Below are 16,024 nucleotides of genomic sequence, written 5' to 3' on the forward strand. Positions count from 1 at the left end.
CGGTAGGTTCGGGTGCCAACGTGGTCAATCGATGCCGCTGCCGACTCTCCTCGTCCTCGAGGCCGACCCGCCACCCCGCCTCGGCCGGCTGACCGGGCGGGTCCACGTCCGGTACGCCGACGAGACCACCCTCCGCGCCGAGCTGCCGTCCGCCGATGTCCTGCTGGTGTGGGACTTCACCTCCGACGCGGTCCGCGCGGCCTGGCCCGGCGAGGGGCCGAGACCGGCCTGGGTGCACACCCCGAGCGCGGGGGTGGACCGGCTGCTGTGTCCGGAACTGGTCGCCTCCGACACGGTGGTGACGAACGCGCGGGGCGTGTTCGAGCAGCCGATCGCCGAGTACGTGGCCGGCCTGGTGCTGGCCATGGCGAAGGACCTGCCGGGCACGCTGGAGCTCCAGCGGGAGCGGCACTGGCGGCACCGGGAGAGCCTGCCGGTGGCGGGCAGCCGGGCGGTGGTGGTCGGGGCGGGGCCGATCGGCCGGGCGATCGCCACCACGCTGCGGGCGCTGGGCGTGCGGACGGCGGTGGTGGGGCGGACCGCGCGGCCGCGTATCCACGGGGCCGATGAGCTGGATCTGCTGCTGACGCGGGCGGACTGGGTGGTGTGCGCGGCACCGCTGACCGAGGAGACGCGCGGCATGTTCGACGCGCGCCGCTTCGGGCTGATGCAGCCGTCGGCCCGGTTCGTCAATGTGGGGCGCGGACAGCTGGTGGTGGAGGACGACCTGGTCACGGCGGTGTCCAAGCGGTGGATCGCGGGGGCGGCGCTGGACGTGTTCACCGAGGAACCGCTCGGCGAGGACAGTGCGCTGTGGGACGTGCCTGGGCTGATCGTCTCGCCGCACATGAGCGGGGACACGGTGGGCTGGCGGGACCGGCTGGGGGCGCAGTTCGTGGAGATGTACGAGCTGTGGGCGGCCGGGCGGCCGCTGCCGAACGTGGTGGACAAGAAACGTGGGTACGTACCCGTGCATGACTGAGCCGACGACGTTCCTCACGGACCTGACCGCCCGCCAACTCCTCGACGGTTACGCCCGGGACGACTTCTCGCCGGTGGACGCGGTGCGCGCGGCGCTGGCCCGGATCGAGGCGGTGGAGCCGCTGGTGAACGCGTTCGTCCGGGTCGACGCGGAGGAGGCGCTGGCGAGCGCGGCGGCGTCGGCGGAGCGGTGGCGGCGGGGGGAGCCGCGCGGGCGGCTCGACGGCGTGCCGGTGTCGGTCAAGGACGTCCTGCTCCAGGCGGGCGGCCCGACGCTGCGCGGCTCGAAGACCGTGCGGAGGGACGGCCCGTGGGACGAGGACGCGCCGGCGGTGGCCCGGATGCGGGAGGAGGGGGTGGTGTTCCTGGGCAAGACGACGACGCCGGAGTTCGGCTGGAAGGGCGTCACCGATTCGCCGCTGTCGGGCGTGACCCGCAACCCGCACGACCCCTCGCGGACGGCGGGCGGTTCCAGCGGTGGCAGCGCGGCGGCGGTGGCGCTGGGGGCGGGGGCCCTGTCGCTGGGGACGGACGGGGGCGGGTCGATCCGCATCCCGGCGTCGTTCTGCGGGGTCTTCGGGCTGAAGCCGACGTACGGGCGGGTGCCGGTCTATCCGGCGAGCCCGTTCGGCACCTTGTCGCACACGGGTCCGATGACCCGGGACGCGGCGGACGCGGCCCTGCTGCTGGACGTGATCAGCGGTGACGACTGGCGGGACTGGTCGCACCTGGGCCCGGCGCGGCCGGTGGGCGCCACCCTCCAGGAGGGCGTGAAGGGGCTGCGGATCGCCTACTCGGCGTCTCTGGGCGGGCAGGTGGCGGTGCACCCGGAGGTGGCGTCGGCGGTGCGGGCGGCGGTGGAGCGGCTGGCGGGTCTGGGCGCGTACGTGGAGGAGGCGGATCCGGACATCGCGGATCCGGTGGACGCCTTCCACACGCTGTGGTTCAGCGGGGCGGCGCGGCTGGTCCAGCGCCTGGGGCGGGAGCAGCGGGAGTCACTGGACCCGGGGCTGCGGGAGGTGGCCGAGCAGGGGGCGCGGTACAGCGCGCTGGAGTACCTGGCGGCGGTGGACGTACGGACGGCGCTGGGCCGCCGGATGGGCAGGTTCCACTCGTCGTACGACGTGCTGGTGACGCCCACCCTGCCGCTGACCGCGTTCGACGCGGGTGTCGAGGCGCCGAACGGGTCCCGGAGGTGGACGGCGTGGACGCCCTTCACGTACCCCTTCAACCTCACGCAGCAGCCGGCCGCGTCCGTACCGGTGGGCACCGACGGCGACGGGCTGCCGGTGGGGCTCCAGCTGGTGGCCGCCCGCCACCGGGACGATCTGGTGCTGCGGGCGGCGCACGCGCTGTACGAGTGCGGCGCGGCGGGCGCCCCCGCGCCGTAGGGCCGAGCCGCCCTGGCCTACGCCCGGCGGAAGCTGAGCGTCTCGCCGAGCGCACCCGCGCGCCACAGGTCCTGACAGGCTTCGGCCATCCGGTCGAGACCGTCGACCACCGTGCCCCACACAATGCCGGGGACCCAGCCGGTGTCGCCGTTGAGGAGCAGGTTGTTGCGCTCGTAGAAGAGGGCGAGGTCGACGGTGACCGGGCGGCGGGAAAGTTCCTCGCGCCCGTACCCGTACGCCGCTGTCCCCAACTCCGTCGCCTCGAAGGTGAAATAGCACAGGTCACCCGGAATGGGGGTCACGGTCGGGTTCTCCAGCGGTGGCTCCTGCTCGGCAAACGCCGGAAACAAGGCGTAGATTTCGTTCCGGGCATATTTCGCGTGGTAGACATCGCCGCCCAGCGGCAGCGCCTCCCACACGGCCGCACAGGTCAACGGCGCCCGGTCGTCCAGCAGTTTTGCGGTGCACCGCACCCCGCGCTTGTCCAGGGACACGGTCAGGTATCGGTCGGCCATCCTCCAGGCATACCCCGCCCGGAGACGGGTAGCGGCGCGCCCATGGCTCGAACAGCTCGTCGACACAGAACACGCCCCCTGGCGCGGCGCACCCTGCTGCTCGGTTCGGCCGCGGCCGCCGTGGGCGCCGCCGCGGCCACCGGTTGCAGCCGGGTCGCGTCCGGCAACGCGCTGGACCGGCTCAGATCCCAGGGCACCGTCCGCCTCGGCATCGCCGGTGAAGTGCCCTACGGGTACGTCGACGAGCAGGGCGAATTCACCGGCGAGGCGCCCGAACTGGCCAAGGTGATCTTCAAGCGGCTCGGCATCGGCCGCGTCCAGCCCGTCGCCACCGACTTCGCCTCCCTCATACCCGGCCTGAACTCCCAGCAGTTCGACGTCGTCTCGGCCGGGATGTACATCAACAAGGAGCGCTGCGAGCAGGTCATCTTCTCCGACCCCGAGTACCAGATGCTCGACTCCTTCATCGTCCGCAAGGGCAACCCCAAGAACCTCCGGTCGTACGAGGACGCGGTGCGCAGCGGGGCCAGGATCGCGACCGGCACCGGGTACGCGCAGATCGACCACGCCGTGGCGGCCGGGTACCCCGAGAAGGACATCGTCATTCTCCAGGACCAGGTGGCCGGGTTGAACGCCGTCGAGTCCGGCCGCGTCGACGTCTTCGTCACCACGGCCCTGACGACCCGTGAGGTGGTGAAGAAGAGCACCAGGGCGGAGGCGACCGCGCCCTTCGCGGCGGTCGTCGACGGAAAGAAGAAGATCGACGGCGGCGGCTTCGCCTTCCGCCCCACCGACACGGAGCTCCGCGACGCCTTCAACACCGAGATCCACAAGATGAAGAAGAGCGGTGAGCTCTTCCGCATCCTGCGGCCCTTCGGCTTCACCGAGGCCGAGATGACCACCCTCACCGCCGAGGAGCTGTGCCGATGACCGCCGGACTCTGGCAGAACTGGGTACTCCCCGGCATCTGGATCACCATCCAGCTCCTCGTCTACAGCGCCGCCCTGGCCGCGCTGGTCGCCTTCACCGTCGGCATGGCCCGCACCCACCGCTCCCTGCTGGTCCGCTTCCTGGCGGGCGCGTACACGGAGATTTTCCGGGGTACGTCGGCGCTGATCCTGATGTTCTGGCTGTTTTTCGTGGTGCCGCCGCTGCTGGGCTGGCAGCTGGTGCCGATGTGGGCGGCGGTGCTCGCGCTGGGTCTGTCGTACGGGGCGTACGGCGCCGAGATCGTGCGCGGCGCCCTCAACTCCGTACCGAAGGCACAGCGGGAGGCGGGCATCGCGCTCAGCTTCACGCCCTGGCAGCGGATGCGGCTGGTGGTGCTGCCGCAGGCGGTGCCCGAGATGATCCCCAGCTTCTGCAACCTGCTCGTCGAACTGCTCAAGGGCACGGCGCTGGTGTCACTGCTCGGGGTCGGTGACGTGTCCTTCGCCGCGTATCTGGTGCGCCTGGCCACCCAGGAGAGCGCGCAGATCTACTCCATCATCCTGGTGATCTACTTCGTGATCGCATTCGTCATCACCCGCTCCATGAAGGTCCTCGAACGGAAGACCAAGGCCAACCTGGGGGTGGTGGCGAAGTACCCCGATCCCCCGGGAGACAACCCCCGGACCCCCGGCAGAAGGACAAGGCGCCTCGGGGCGGCCGGCGCGTCCGTGCGAGGTGGTCTCAGGTGACCTGGGACTGGTCCGCGGTGGCGGACTTCATGCCGCGCTTCTGGGACGGGCTGCTGGTCACCCTCCAGGTGCTGGTGCTCGGCTCGCTGATCTCCTTCACCCTGGGGCTGGTGTGGGCGGCCGGGTTCCGGGCCCCGAGCCGCCTCGTGCGGTGGCCGGTCCATGTGGTGACCGAGTTCATCCGCAACACGCCGCTGCTGGTGCAGCTGTTCTTCCTCTTCTTCGTCCTGCCGGAGTGGGGGGTGCAGTTCTCGGCGCTGACCACCGGCACCCTCGCCATCGGACTGCACTACTCGACGTACACCGCGCAGGTCTACCGGGCGGGCATCGACGCCGTACCGGCCGGGCAGTGGGAGGCCGCCACCGCGCTGAGCCTGCCCGCCCACCGGACCTGGTTCGCGGTGATCCTGCCGCAGGCGCTGCGCCGGATCGCGCCCGCGCTCGGCAACTACGTCATCTCGATGCTGAAGGACACGCCGCTGCTGGCGGGGATCAGCGTGCTGGAACTCCTCCAGCAGTCCCGGCTGGAGAGCGCCTCCACCTTCCAGTACACCGAGCCGCTCACGGTCGTCGGTGTCGCCTTCGTCCTCGTCGCCTACCCGGCTTCCCTCTTCGTACGGTCCCTGGAGCGCCGCCTTGTCAAGTGAACTCATCCGTTTCGAGAACGTCAGCAAGCGCTTCGGCGAGAACACCGTCCTGGACGACCTGTGCTTCTCGGTGGAGGAGGGCAAGCACGTCACGCTCATCGGGCCGTCCGGGTCGGGGAAGACCACGATCCTTCGGATGCTGATGACCCTGGAGCGCCCGGACTCGGGAACCATCCAGGTGAACGGCGGCCGGCTCTTCCCGGCCGACGAGAAGCAGCGGCGCGAGGTGCGCAAGAAGATCGGCATGGTCTTCCAGCAGTTCAACCTGTTCCCCAACATGTCCGTGCTGCGCAACATCACCGAAGCCCCGGTGCGGGTCCTCGGCCTGGACAAGGACGAGGCCGAGCAGCGCGCCCGGGAGCTGCTGGACCTGGTGGGGCTGGCCGAGAAGTGCGATGCCAGACCCGCCCAGCTCTCCGGCGGCCAGCAGCAACGGGTGGCGATCGCCCGGGCGCTGGCGATGCGGCCGAAGGTGCTCCTGCTGGACGAGGTGACCTCCGCTCTCGACCCGGAGCTCGTCGCCGGTGTGCTGGACCTTCTGCGGGACATCGCCCGGAGCAGGGACATCACCATGCTCTGCGTCACCCATGAGATGAACTTCGCCCGGGACATCTCCGACGAGGTCTTCATGTTCGATTCCGGGAAGGTGATCGAGTCCGGTTCGCCGGAGAAAATCTTCTCCGATCCGGAACAGGAACGTACGCGCGACTTCCTCGGTGCGGTGCTCTGACCTTCCGTTACCGCCCGGAATTTTGCCCGGGGCATATGCCCTGGTGTCCCGCCCCAGCGTATGCGCATGGGGCGGGACAGTTTCTTGTCAACAGGAGCCCACGAAACGGCTCTTGGCCGCTATCGTGGTACGGAAGCTTGCGGTCACAACCTGGTAGGGGGAAACCGTGGCGCTGAAGCCCGAGCCGACCGCGCCGTTCCATTCGGTGCAGTACGCCCTGCGTGTTCTCGAAACGATCTCCCGGCACGGTGGCGGGGTGACCGACGTCCAGATCGCACGCGAGACCGGGCTCCCGGCGGGCCACCTGACCCCGCTGCTGCTCATGCTCCGCCGCGAGGGGTACGTCGAGCAGGTCAGCGACGGCGCCTATGTCGTGGGCGACTCCCTGGTGCTGCTCGGCTCGGGCGCCACCCGGCGCGAAGCCCTGGAGACCAAGCTCCAGGAAACCCTCACCGAGCTGCGCGACTCGGTCGGCGCCGCCGTCTACATCAGCCGGTACATCGACGGCGAGGTCAAGATCACGCAGATGGCGGACGGTCCTCACACACCCAAGGTCAATGAGTGGGTGGACTTCCGTTCGGCCGCCCACGCCAGCGCGGTCGGCAAGTGCCTGCTGACCCAGCTCGACCAGAACGGCCGGCGCGACCACCTCTCCCGCCACAAGATCGCACGGCTGACCTCGCGGACGATCACCAGCGAGAAGGTGCTGTTCTCGAAGCTGGACAGCCAGCCGCCGACCGTCCCGGTGCTCGACCTCCAGGAGTACGCCGTGGGCACGGTCTGCGCGGCGGTGCCGCTGACGGCCGGATCGGCGGTCGGCTGCCTGGCCCTCTCGCTGCCGATCGAGCACGCGCACCGGCTGCGCTCCGCGGCGGACGCGCTGAACCGCAGGGCGGCCCCGGTGGTGCTCTCGCTGGCGCTCTGAAGCCGCGCTTTAAACCTTTGCCGGCCGCAATGTGAGCCAGCTCACGGACTCGTGGTCGGAAGCACCCCTCGGACCAGGTAGTATTAACTCTGTCAGCAGGCGCCGCTAGCTCAGTTGGTTAGAGCAGCTGACTCTTAATCAGCGGGTCCGGGGTTCGAGTCCCTGGCGGCGCACAGACGGAGAAAGCCCCTCGCGGAAGCGAGGGGCTTTCTTGTTCTGGGATCCTCTGGGTCCTCCGGTTCTCCGGTTCTCAGGCGCGGAGGAACGCCAGGACGGCGAGCACCCGGCGGTGGGTGTCCCCGGCCGGGGGCAGGTCCAGCTTCCCCAGGATGTTGCCGATGTGCTTGCCCACCGCCGCCTCGGTCACCGTCAGCCGCCGGGCGATCGCCCCGTCCGAGTGACCTTCCGCCACCAGGGCGAGCACCTCGCGCTCCCGCGGGGTCAGCGCCGCCAGCGGATCACGATGGCGGCGCAGCAGCTGGCGTACGACCTCGGGGTCGACGACCGTGCCGCCCGCCGCGACCCGGGCCAGGGCGCCCAGGAACTCCTCGTCCTGGCCGATCCGGTCCTTGAGCAGATAGCCGACCCCGGTGCCGTCACCCGATTCGAGCAGCTCGGCGGCGTGCGCCCGCTGGACGTACTGGCTGAGGACCAGCACCGGCAGGGCGGGGCGCTCGGCGCGCAGCGCCACGGCGGCACGCAGCCCCTCGTCGCGGAAACCGGGCGGCATCCGGACGTCCGTGACCACGATGTCCGGATCGTGCTCGGCCACCGCACCCTGCATGGCGGCCGCGTCGCCCACCGCCGCGACGACTTCGTGGCCGAAGCGGGCGAGAAGCCCGGTCAGCTCTTCGCGCAGCAGCACACTGTCCTCGGCCAGGACTATCCGCAGAGGGCTCGGCAAGGGATCTCCACTCGCAGCACGGTCGGCCCGCCCGTCGGGCTGATGATCGCCAGTCTGCCATCGAGGACGGCGATACGGTCGGCCAAGCCGGTCGGACCGGTGCCATTCGTGGCTCGGCCCCGCCCGTGCCGTCGTCCTCCACCCACCCCTGTATGGAGCAGCTCGCCGGACAGTCGGCCGACCGCCGGGACCGGCCGCCGCGCGGATGGTCACTTCCTGGTCAGGGCCTGCCAGGGCGTACGGGGATCCATGGAGATCACGGTAGGCGCCGGGCTCACGGCGCCACCATGGTCCCAGCGGGTGTACGCGGGTATGGCAGGCCCTGCCGGCCGCACGGCGGCCGGCCCTGTCCGGCCGTCAGAACTGCACGTCGGAGCAGGCGTAGAAGGCGTTCGCCGTGTCCGCGATCGTCCAGACGGCCAGGATCAGGTGCTTGCCGGTCTTCCCGCTCGGGATGGTGCCCTGGTGCGTGAGCGTGGACGGCGGCTGCTGGGCGTTGTACGGGACGGTCAGGAACGGCTGGGCGTCCAGGGCCGCACGGGTGAGTGGCGCGGTGGCGTTCCAGCCGTTCTTGGTGATGTAGTACTTGAAGTCGGTGGTGCGGTGCCGGGCGGTGAACTGCCAGCGGAAGGTGTAGCTCTGACCGCCGGTCACCCTGGTGGCGGGCCAGTTGCCGCCGCGAGGGTCGTCGAGCTGGGCGAACTGGCTGTTGCCGCCGGCGCAGATCCTGCCGTCGGCGGGGCCGGCCGACGGGAAGCCCTTGGGGCCCTCGACCGACTGCGGCTCCCACTGGATGTTGCCGCAGTTGGTCACGGTGCCGTTGGCGCAGAGCTTCTGCCGGCTGATCGGGGAGTCGGTGTAGCCGTGGCTGCTGGCGTTGCCGGCGGCCAGGAGGGAGGCCCCGGCCACGCCGAGGGCCACCACGGCCGTGCCTATCTTGTGTCGCATGCTGTCGCTCCCGGTGGACGTGGGGGAAGTTCCATGAGCCGTGCTGCACGCGTGAGGGGATCCGGTCTAGACCAAGTTCCAATGTATGGACGTCAGTTGAACATGTCCATACCAATCACGGACCTTCGACCGGACCACTCCGGCCCGTGTAGAACGCCACCGTCAGGTCCTTGACCAGCGCCTTGCGGTCGTAGTCGTCCAGCTCGACCAGACCACGCGTGGTCAGCCGGTGGACCATGTCGTCCACCGCGTCCACCACGGATGTGAGCACCGTGTCCCGGTGCTTGGCGTCGATCGCCGCGACCCGGCGCCGCTGCATCGCGGCCGCGATCTCCGGCGCGTACTCGATCCGGGTCGGCTGCGCCGAGAAGACGTCGATCCCGACCGGGGCGCACTCCGCCGACAGCATCCGCGTCAGCGCCTCCCCCACCACTTCCGCGTCCCGCAGCGTGGGGGCGTCCTCGTGAAAGGCGTCGGCCGGCAACTGCGACAGCACCCGGGCCATCGCCGACTCCACCTGCTCACGCAGGTACTGCTCGTGGTCCGCCACCCCGAGCGCCGCCCGGACCGTGTCCCTGATCCGCCACACCACCAGCACCACGACCCGCAGTGCGGTGCCGTTCGCGTCCACGGCCGGCAGCGGCTCGCTGCGCCAGTGCCGAAGCCGGACGTCGACGCGGCGGCGCAGCAGCAGCGGGCTCACCCACATGAGCCCCGTGCGCCGCACACTGCCCCGGTAGTCCCCGAAGAGCGTGAGGACCCACGCGTACCCGACCCTCCCCCGGCCCAGCCCGCCGAAGGAGAAGAGCACCACCAGCACGCCCAGCGCCAGCACCGCCCAGATGCCGAGCGGGATGCCGTGGTACGGGCGTGACGGCAGCCCCAGCATGCCGGTCACCGACGGGGGCACCGCCCCGGTCCACCACAGCAGCGCGGCGCACCCGGCCAGCGCGACCGCCCCGGCCACCACCCCCGCCCACCCGGGCAGCACCGGCCCGGGCCGCTCGATCAGCTCGGGGTCGGCCGCCGGCACGGGCCGCCGCGCCGGAGCGGGCACCCTCGCCGCGCCCGGACCACCCGGACCACCCAAAGTGCCCGAAATACCTGAAACGCCTGACGTGCCCGAAGCAGCGGCACCTGCGGCGCCCTGCCCGGCGCGGCGCACGTCGCCGGGCGTCCGCTCCCGTACGACGTTGACCGGTCCGGTGGCCACCGCGCCCGGGTCCGCCTTCTCGTCGTCGCGGAACAGCAGATGCACCGGGATCTGCCCGGTGGTCTCGTTCCCGATGACCGGGACACGCCGACCGGTCGTCGTCCCGCCACCCTCCGGCGTCGCCGTACTCAACCCTGCCTCCTCGTGGTCGGTCATCGGAAAAGCCGCCGCCAGGTCTCGGGACCCGGGTAGCCGTTGGCTGCGGCGCCGCGCCAGCCCTGGGCGCGCTGGAACGCCTCGACATTGCGCCGGTCCGCCTCGGTCCAGCGCGGCCCGGGCCCCGCGCGGTAGTGGGCACCGAAGCCGCGCTTCACCAACTGGCGCCCGAGTCGCTCGACGTGCTTGTTGGACTGGCCGGGCCGGAAGTACGCACGGCCGGGGAACGCGGACGCCGAGGTGGCCGCGCCGGCGTGGCCGGAGGGGATGTCGCGCCCCTGCCCGGTGACCAGCAGCCGCCAGGTGTCCGGCCCGGGCAGCCCGTCCGCGTCCCGCCCGATCCAGCCCTGCGCCCGCTGGAAGGCCCGCGTCGCCCTCCGGTCCGCCTCGCTCCAGCGCGGCCCCGGCCCCGACCGGTAGAACCGCTTGCCGCCCCGCTCGGCGAGCATCCGCCCGAGCCGTGTGACGTACCGGTTGTTCGCGCCCGGGCCGAAGGACCCCGAGCCGGGGTACGCGACGGAGGCGCCCGGGCTGCCGGGGTTGCCGAGGGCCCCGCCGCTCAGGCCCTTGTAGCGGTAGGCGACGTAGCGGCTGGAGTTGTTCCAGTACGCCATCGGCGTGGCCAGCCTGCGGGCGTGCGGCCGGGTCTGCTCGTAGGCCGTGTACGAGGTGTGCGTGTAGTCGGTCCAGCCACCGAAGATGGTGACGTGCGAGCCCCGGTTGGGGTCGGCCGGGTTGTGGAAGAGCAGGATGTCGCCGGGCTGGAGCTCGGACCGGTCCAGCCGGGTGCCGAACCGGTCGAGGGAGCCGGTCCATTCGTTGCCGGCGAGGTTCCAGGCCATCGAGACGAAGCCCGAGCAGTCCTGGCGGTACCCGTCCGTCCAGTACTTCTCCATGGAGTACGGGACCTTCACGGCGACCCAGCGCTTGGCGCGGTTGATGATCTCGGCACGGGTGGACCTGCGGAGGGCCGGGGCGGAGACATGACCGCCCGTCGGCCCGGCGTGCGGCCGCCCGTGCAGCGGCCCGGCGCCGCCCTGCGGGGTGGCGACATCCGGGTCGTCCCGGTCACGAACGCGTCCGGAGAACCCCATGGGCACCACGGAACCTGCCGGCCCCACGTGCCCCATCGGCCCGGCCGGGCCCGCCGGGTGGGTGACGGCGGCCGCGCCGTCCGTTCCGGCTCCGCCGCCGAGGGCCACCCCGGCGGCGGTGAACAGGACCAGCGCGCGGCGGGCGCCGTGCGCGGCGGGGTGGCCGCCGGCCCGCAGGGCGAGGCGGAGGGCCGTCTCGCGCCGCTGCCGGGCGCAGCCGGTGCAGGGACAGTCGGCGGCGGGCTCGTACTCCTCGAAGACCGGTACGGCGGCCATGCGGATCCCCTCCAGGTTCTTCCGGTGCTGCGATACGGGCGCCAGTGTCTCAACTGTCCTGACATGTCGCATTTTGACGGTTGAAAGGGAAAAACCTGCCAGCCGACAGGCCGGGGCGGCCCAATGATCGGCGGGACCAGCCCCGGCGGTCCGGACCACCCCCGGGCATCGGGTAAAGTTATGCAGGTCAGCAGGCGCCGCTAGCTCAGTTGGTTAGAGCAGCTGACTCTTAATCAGCGGGTCCGGGGTTCGAGTCCCTGGCGGCGCACGCGAGGCTGAGGCCCCCTCACACGAGTGAGGGGGCCTCAGTCGTTCCACCGCTCCCGAGAGCCACCCAAATCACGCATATGCCCGGTAAACGGTCGGTTTCACCCTTGCGATCAAGCGAGGCGGCCGTAGACCCTATCCTGGAACCGACGCCCCTCAATGGGGCATGAGGTTCGTGCAGTTGGCGGCAGTTTCGGGGATGCCCCGGTTGCGGGGACCGCGGGGTGGGGGCCCCGCTCACGCACGGGATGCCGTGACAGGCATCATGCAACCGGAAGGTCGCCTTTCCCTGTCTACGGGGATGGTGACCTGCCACATACACGTCGGGACACGCCTGGCCCAGGGGGACCGCGCGCTCCGGACGGAAACGACACGACCAATCACGCAGCCAGCACATGCGTGCGGGGGGAAGACTCATGACGTCGACGCCGACCGGCGCCCGGCAGGACAACGACCCGTCCCAAACCACTCAGCTCCGGGTTCCCCCGCAGCTCCGGACCGGTGGGGCGCGGCAGCGCGTCGCCGCCAAGCCGCTGCCGCGCTACGACTACGAGCACTACAGCCGGCTCGCCGGACCCCTCACCCAGCCCGACCCGAACAAGCCGTACAAGGTGCAGTACCGCTCGCTGCTCTCCCAGGAGCCGCACCGCATCCGGGTCGCGCTGATGCTCGCCGCCGCCCCGGTGCTGTCGCTGGTGCTGCTGGTCTGGCTGCTCCAGCCGTCGCACTGGACCGAGCGCGACTACCCCGCGTTCGACTGGCTGCCGGCCCTCGACATCGTGATGCTCGTCTCGATCGGTCTGATCGAGTTCTTCCGCTGCATGAACGTCCTGTCGAACGCACACGCGACGCTCGTCGCCCGCGACCCGGTCCCGGTCGTGCCGGAGTCCGGCACCCGGGTCGCCTTCCTCACCTCCTTCGTCCCGGGCAAGGAGCCCCTGGAGATGGTGACGAAGACCCTGGAGGCCGCCGTCAAGATCCGGCACCGCGGCCTGATGCACGTCTGGCTGCTCGACGAGGGCAACGACCCCGAGGTCAAGGCCGTCTGCGAACGCCTGGGCGTGCACCACTTCTCCCGCAAGGGCATCGCGAAGTGGAACCAGCCCGCCGGCCCCCACCGCGCCAAGACCAAGCACGGCAACTACAACGCCTGGCTGGACGCGCACGGCGACAACTACGACTTCTTCGCCTCCGTCGACACCGACCATGTGCCGCTGCCCAACTACCTGGAGCGCATGCTCGGCTTCTTCCGCGACCCGGACATCGGCTTCGTCATCGGCCCGCAGGTCTACGGCAACTACGACAACTTCGTCACCAAGGCCGCCGAGTCGCAGCAGTTCCTCTTCCACGCGCTGATCCAGCGCGCCGGCAACCGCTACGGCGCGCCCATGTTCGTCGGCACGTCGAACGCCGTGCGCATCAAGGCCCTCAAGCAGATCGGCGGCCTGTACGACTCGATCACCGAGGACATGGCCACCGGCTTCGAGATCCACCGCCACAAGAACCCGGCGACGGGCAACAAGTGGCGCTCGGTCTACACGCCGGACGTGCTGGCGGTCGGTGAGGGCCCCAGCGCCTGGACGGACTTCTTCACCCAGCAGATGCGCTGGTCGCGCGGAACGTACGAGACGATCCTCAAGCAGTACTGGAAGGGCTGGTACTCGCTGCCGCCGAGCAAGCTCTTCAACTACACGATGATGATCATCTTCTACCCGATGTCCGCCCTGAACTGGATCCTCGCCGCACTGAGTTGTGCGCTGTTTTTGGGCCTGGGTGCCTCGGGTGTGAACATCGACCCGGCCGTGTGGCTGATGCTCTACGGCAACGCCTCCGCGCTCCAGATCGGCCTCTACGTCTGGAACCGCCGCCACAACGTCTCCCCGCACGAGCCGGAGGGATCCGGCGGTGTGGCCGGCATGGTCATGTCCGCCCTGTCCGCCCCGCTCTACGCCAAGGCGCTGATCGACTCCGCCCTCCGCCGCAAGAGCTCGTTCGTGGTCACCCCCAAGGGCGACTCGGCGAGCCCGGACAGGTGGTTCGCCACCTTCCGGTACCACTGGTACTTCATCGCCATCTTCGGCGGATCCATGGTCGCCGGGTTCGTCTTCGGGAACTCCCACCCCGCGATGATCATCTGGGCGTCGTTCGCCACACTGATCACCGCGACGCCGATCTTCGTCTGGCGGCACATGCTGCGCCAGGAGAAGAAGAAGCGCCACGGCCGGCACGGACGGCCGCCGCAGCCGCCCACGCCGGCGGTGGACCACGCGCCGCAGGCCAAGCCGGGCTGGGCCGCGCAGAACGACACCATGCAGATCGCCCTTGGGGGACGTAACAAATGAGCAGCCTGCCCGTCCGGCCGAACCACCGGAGGAACCGCGCCCGTCGCATCCTGATAGGCACGGCGGTGGTTGCTGTGGTCGCCGGGTTCAACGGGCCGGCCCTGTACAGGTACGGCTCGGAGAAGTACCACGACTACAAGATCAACAAGCCGGAGTACAAGGCCGCCAACGGCCACTGGGACTTCCTCGACGTCCCCTCCGAGTTCCGGATCAACACCATCCACGCGGCGCTGCTGCACACCGGCAAGGTGCTGCTGGTCGCGGGCTCCGGCAACAACCAGAAGAACTTCGACGCGAACAAGTTCGAGTCGGTCCTCTGGGACCCGAAGACCGACAAGTTCAAGAAGATCCCCACCCCCAAGGACATGTTCTGCGCCGGGCACACCCAGCTGCCCGACGGCAAGCTGCTGATCGCCGGCGGCACCAAGCGGTACGAGAAGCTCAAGGGTGACGTCACCAAGGCCGGCGGCCTGATGATCGTCCACAACGAGGACCCGGACAAGCCGATCACGCTGCCCGCCGGGACCAAGTTCACCGGCAAGGCCAACGGCAAGACCTTCGTCTCCAAGGACCCGGTCCTGGTGGAGAAGGCCGAGAAGATCTTCGACAAGACCACCGGCCGCTTCCTGCGGACCCAGCCGGGGCTGGGCCGGATCTACGTCGAGGCCGAGGAGTCCGGCAAGGAGTTCGAGACCGGCACCGAGGACAATTACAAGGTCGAGGGCCTGAAGGGCAAGGACGCCCGCAACGTCTACGGCATGGCGCAGAAGCTCGCCCTCGACAAGAAGGACTTCCAGGGCATCAGGGACGCCTTCGAGTTCGACCCGGTCGCCGAGAAGTACATCAAGGTCGACCCGATGAACGAGGCGCGCTGGTACCCGACGCTCACCACCCTCAAGGACGGCAAGGTCCTCGCCCTGTCCGGCCTCGACGAGATCGGGCAGATCGTCCCCGGCAAGGACGAGATCTACGACCCGAAGACCAAGACGTGGAAGTACACCGGGATCGAGCGCCGCTTCCCGACGTACCCGGCGATCTTCCTGATGGACAACGGCAAGCTGTTCTACTCCGGCTCCAACGCCGGGTACGGCCCCGCCGACGTCGGCCGTGAGCCGGGCGTCTGGGACCTGGAGACCAACACGTTCGACAAGATCCCGGGCCTGAGCGACCCCGACAGGATGGAGACGTCCGCGACGGTCATGCTGCCGCCCGCGCAGGACCAGCGGTTCATGGTCATCGGAGGCGGCGGGGTCGGCGAGTCCCAGGAGTCCAGCGAGAAGTCCCGGCTGGTCGACCTGAAGGACCCGAACCCGCGCTTCAAGGACGGCGCCTCCCTCGACAAGGGCACCCGCTACCCGAGCGCCTCGCTGATGCCGGACGACACCGTCCTGGTCACCGGCGGCTCGGAGGACTACCGGGGCCGCAGCGACTCCAACGTGCTGGAGGCGCGGACGTACGACCCGAAGACCGGGACGTACACGCGCGTCGCCGACCCGCAGGTGGGCCGCAACTACCACTCCGGCTCGGTGCTGCTGCCCGACGGCCGGGTGATGATCTTCGGATCGGACTCGCTCTTCGCCGACAAGGCCAACACCAAGCCGGGCGTCTTCGAGCAGCGCATCGAGATCTACACCCCGCCCTACCTCTTCCGTGACTCCAAGCCCGAGGTCACCGGCGGCCCGGCGAAGATCAAGCGCGGTGGGAGCGGAGTCTTCAAGACCCCGGACGCCGCGAGGATCAAGACGGCGAAGCTGATGCGGCCGAGCGCCGTCACGCACGTGACCGACGTCGACCAGCGCTCGATCGCGCTGGAGATGAAGAAGACGGCCGACGGCATCGAGGTCACCGTCCCGAAGAACCGCTCCCTGGTCCCGTCCGGCTGGTACATGCTCTTCGTCACCGACGACAAGGGCACCCCGTCCGAGGCCGTGTGGGTCGAGGTGCCGTAGCTCCCCC

General features: G+C 70.2%; 14 protein-coding genes, 2 tRNA genes and 1 pseudogene. 11 read left to right on the forward strand and 6 right to left on the reverse strand.

Annotated features, from left to right (window positions below; all coding sequences use genetic code 11):
• The first annotated feature begins 31 nt into the window (after positions 1–31).
• Together ABT360_RS01005 and ABT360_RS01010 are read left to right on the forward strand one after the other, a co-directional pair.
• Positions 32–982, forward strand: a complete 951-nt coding sequence (locus ABT360_RS01005; RefSeq protein WP_351808701.1) for a D-2-hydroxyacid dehydrogenase — start codon at positions 32–34, stop codon at positions 980–982.
• On the forward strand, positions 975–2,372 hold the full coding sequence (locus ABT360_RS01010; protein ID WP_351808704.1) for an amidase: 1,398 nt from the start codon (positions 975–977) through the stop codon (positions 2,370–2,372). The genes ABT360_RS01005 and ABT360_RS01010 overlap by 8 nt, the downstream gene beginning before the upstream one ends.
• 17 nt (positions 2,373–2,389) lie before the next feature.
• On the opposite strand, the gene ABT360_RS01015 is transcribed toward ABT360_RS01010, so the two are convergent.
• Positions 2,390–2,887 carry a DUF3830 family protein gene (locus ABT360_RS01015; protein ID WP_351808707.1) on the reverse strand — a complete coding sequence of 166 codons (498 nt, stop codon included), beginning with the start codon at positions 2,885–2,887 and terminating at the stop codon, positions 2,390–2,392.
• 42 nt (positions 2,888–2,929) lie between these two features.
• Here ABT360_RS01015 and ehuB point away from each other — a divergent pair, with 42 nt between their 5' ends.
• The 6 genes from ehuB (at position 2,930) to ABT360_RS01045 (ending at position 7,041) form a co-directional block, all read left to right on the forward strand.
• Complete coding sequence (ehuB, locus tag ABT360_RS01020; RefSeq protein WP_351808710.1) at positions 2,930–3,817, forward strand: ectoine/hydroxyectoine ABC transporter substrate-binding protein EhuB; 888 nt, start codon at positions 2,930–2,932, stop codon at positions 3,815–3,817.
• Complete coding sequence (gene ehuC / locus ABT360_RS01025; RefSeq protein ID WP_351808713.1) at positions 3,814–4,566, forward strand: ectoine/hydroxyectoine ABC transporter permease subunit EhuC; 753 nt, start codon at positions 3,814–3,816, stop codon at positions 4,564–4,566. Before ehuB ends, ehuC begins: the two co-directional genes overlap by 4 nt.
• Positions 4,563–5,213 carry an ectoine/hydroxyectoine ABC transporter permease subunit EhuD gene (gene ehuD / locus ABT360_RS01030; RefSeq protein ID WP_351808716.1) on the forward strand — a complete coding sequence of 217 codons (651 nt, stop codon included), beginning with the start codon at positions 4,563–4,565 and terminating at the stop codon, positions 5,211–5,213. Before ehuC ends, ehuD begins: the two co-directional genes overlap by 4 nt.
• A complete protein-coding gene (gene ehuA, locus ABT360_RS01035) occupies positions 5,203–5,943 on the forward strand; it encodes an ectoine/hydroxyectoine ABC transporter ATP-binding protein EhuA (protein WP_351808719.1) in 741 nt (246 codons plus the stop codon). The genes ehuD and ehuA overlap by 11 nt, the downstream gene beginning before the upstream one ends.
• Before the next feature lie 166 nt (positions 5,944–6,109).
• The gene (locus tag ABT360_RS01040) at positions 6,110–6,868 is read left to right on the forward strand and encodes an IclR family transcriptional regulator (RefSeq protein WP_351808722.1); all 759 of its coding nucleotides are present in this window, start codon (positions 6,110–6,112) and stop codon (positions 6,866–6,868) included.
• A 99-nt stretch (positions 6,869–6,967) separates the two neighbouring features.
• A tRNA-Lys gene (locus ABT360_RS01045) sits at positions 6,968–7,041 on the forward strand.
• A 77-nt stretch (positions 7,042–7,118) separates the two neighbouring features.
• Here ABT360_RS01045 and ABT360_RS01050 read toward each other — a convergent pair.
• The 5 genes and pseudogenes from ABT360_RS01050 to ABT360_RS01070 form a co-directional block, all read right to left on the reverse strand.
• Positions 7,119–7,772 (reverse strand): response regulator transcription factor, encoded by a 654-nt coding sequence (locus ABT360_RS01050; protein ID WP_351808724.1) that lies wholly within the window; start codon positions 7,770–7,772, stop codon positions 7,119–7,121.
• A pseudogene (locus ABT360_RS01055) lies at positions 7,751–7,914 on the reverse strand (sensor histidine kinase); the annotation flags it as partial. The pseudogene ABT360_RS01055 and the gene ABT360_RS01050, both read right to left, overlap by 22 nt.
• Before the next feature lie 215 nt (positions 7,915–8,129).
• Positions 8,130–8,720, reverse strand: a complete 591-nt coding sequence (locus ABT360_RS01060; protein ID WP_351808727.1) for a lytic polysaccharide monooxygenase auxiliary activity family 9 protein — start codon at positions 8,718–8,720, stop codon at positions 8,130–8,132.
• A gap of 115 nt (positions 8,721–8,835) precedes the next feature.
• The gene (locus ABT360_RS01065) at positions 8,836–10,065 is read right to left on the reverse strand and encodes an SPFH domain-containing protein (protein ID WP_444852154.1); all 1,230 of its coding nucleotides are present in this window, start codon (positions 10,063–10,065) and stop codon (positions 8,836–8,838) included.
• Positions 10,066–10,085: 20 nt separating this feature from the next.
• Positions 10,086–11,459 (reverse strand): peptidoglycan-binding protein, encoded by a 1,374-nt coding sequence (locus ABT360_RS01070; protein WP_351808730.1) that lies wholly within the window; start codon positions 11,457–11,459, stop codon positions 10,086–10,088.
• Positions 11,460–11,653: 194 nt separating this feature from the next.
• Between ABT360_RS01070 and ABT360_RS01075 the strand changes: the two genes are divergently transcribed.
• From ABT360_RS01075 to ABT360_RS01085, 3 genes are all read left to right on the forward strand, one after another.
• Positions 11,654–11,727, forward strand: a tRNA-Lys gene (locus ABT360_RS01075).
• Between the two features lie 415 nt (positions 11,728–12,142).
• Positions 12,143–14,068: a glycosyltransferase family 2 protein gene (locus ABT360_RS01080; RefSeq protein WP_351808733.1), complete on the forward strand. Its 1,926-nt coding sequence runs from the start codon at positions 12,143–12,145 to the stop codon at positions 14,066–14,068.
• The gene (locus ABT360_RS01085) at positions 14,065–16,017 is read left to right on the forward strand and encodes a galactose oxidase-like domain-containing protein (protein WP_351808736.1); all 1,953 of its coding nucleotides are present in this window, start codon (positions 14,065–14,067) and stop codon (positions 16,015–16,017) included. Before ABT360_RS01080 ends, ABT360_RS01085 begins: the two co-directional genes overlap by 4 nt.
• The last annotated feature ends 7 nt before the right edge of the window (positions 16,018–16,024 follow it).

Origin of the sequence: Streptomyces sp. NPDC000229 (genome assembly GCF_040300825.1) — a bacterium.
Taxonomy (GTDB): domain Bacteria; phylum Actinomycetota; class Actinomycetes; order Streptomycetales; family Streptomycetaceae; genus Streptomyces.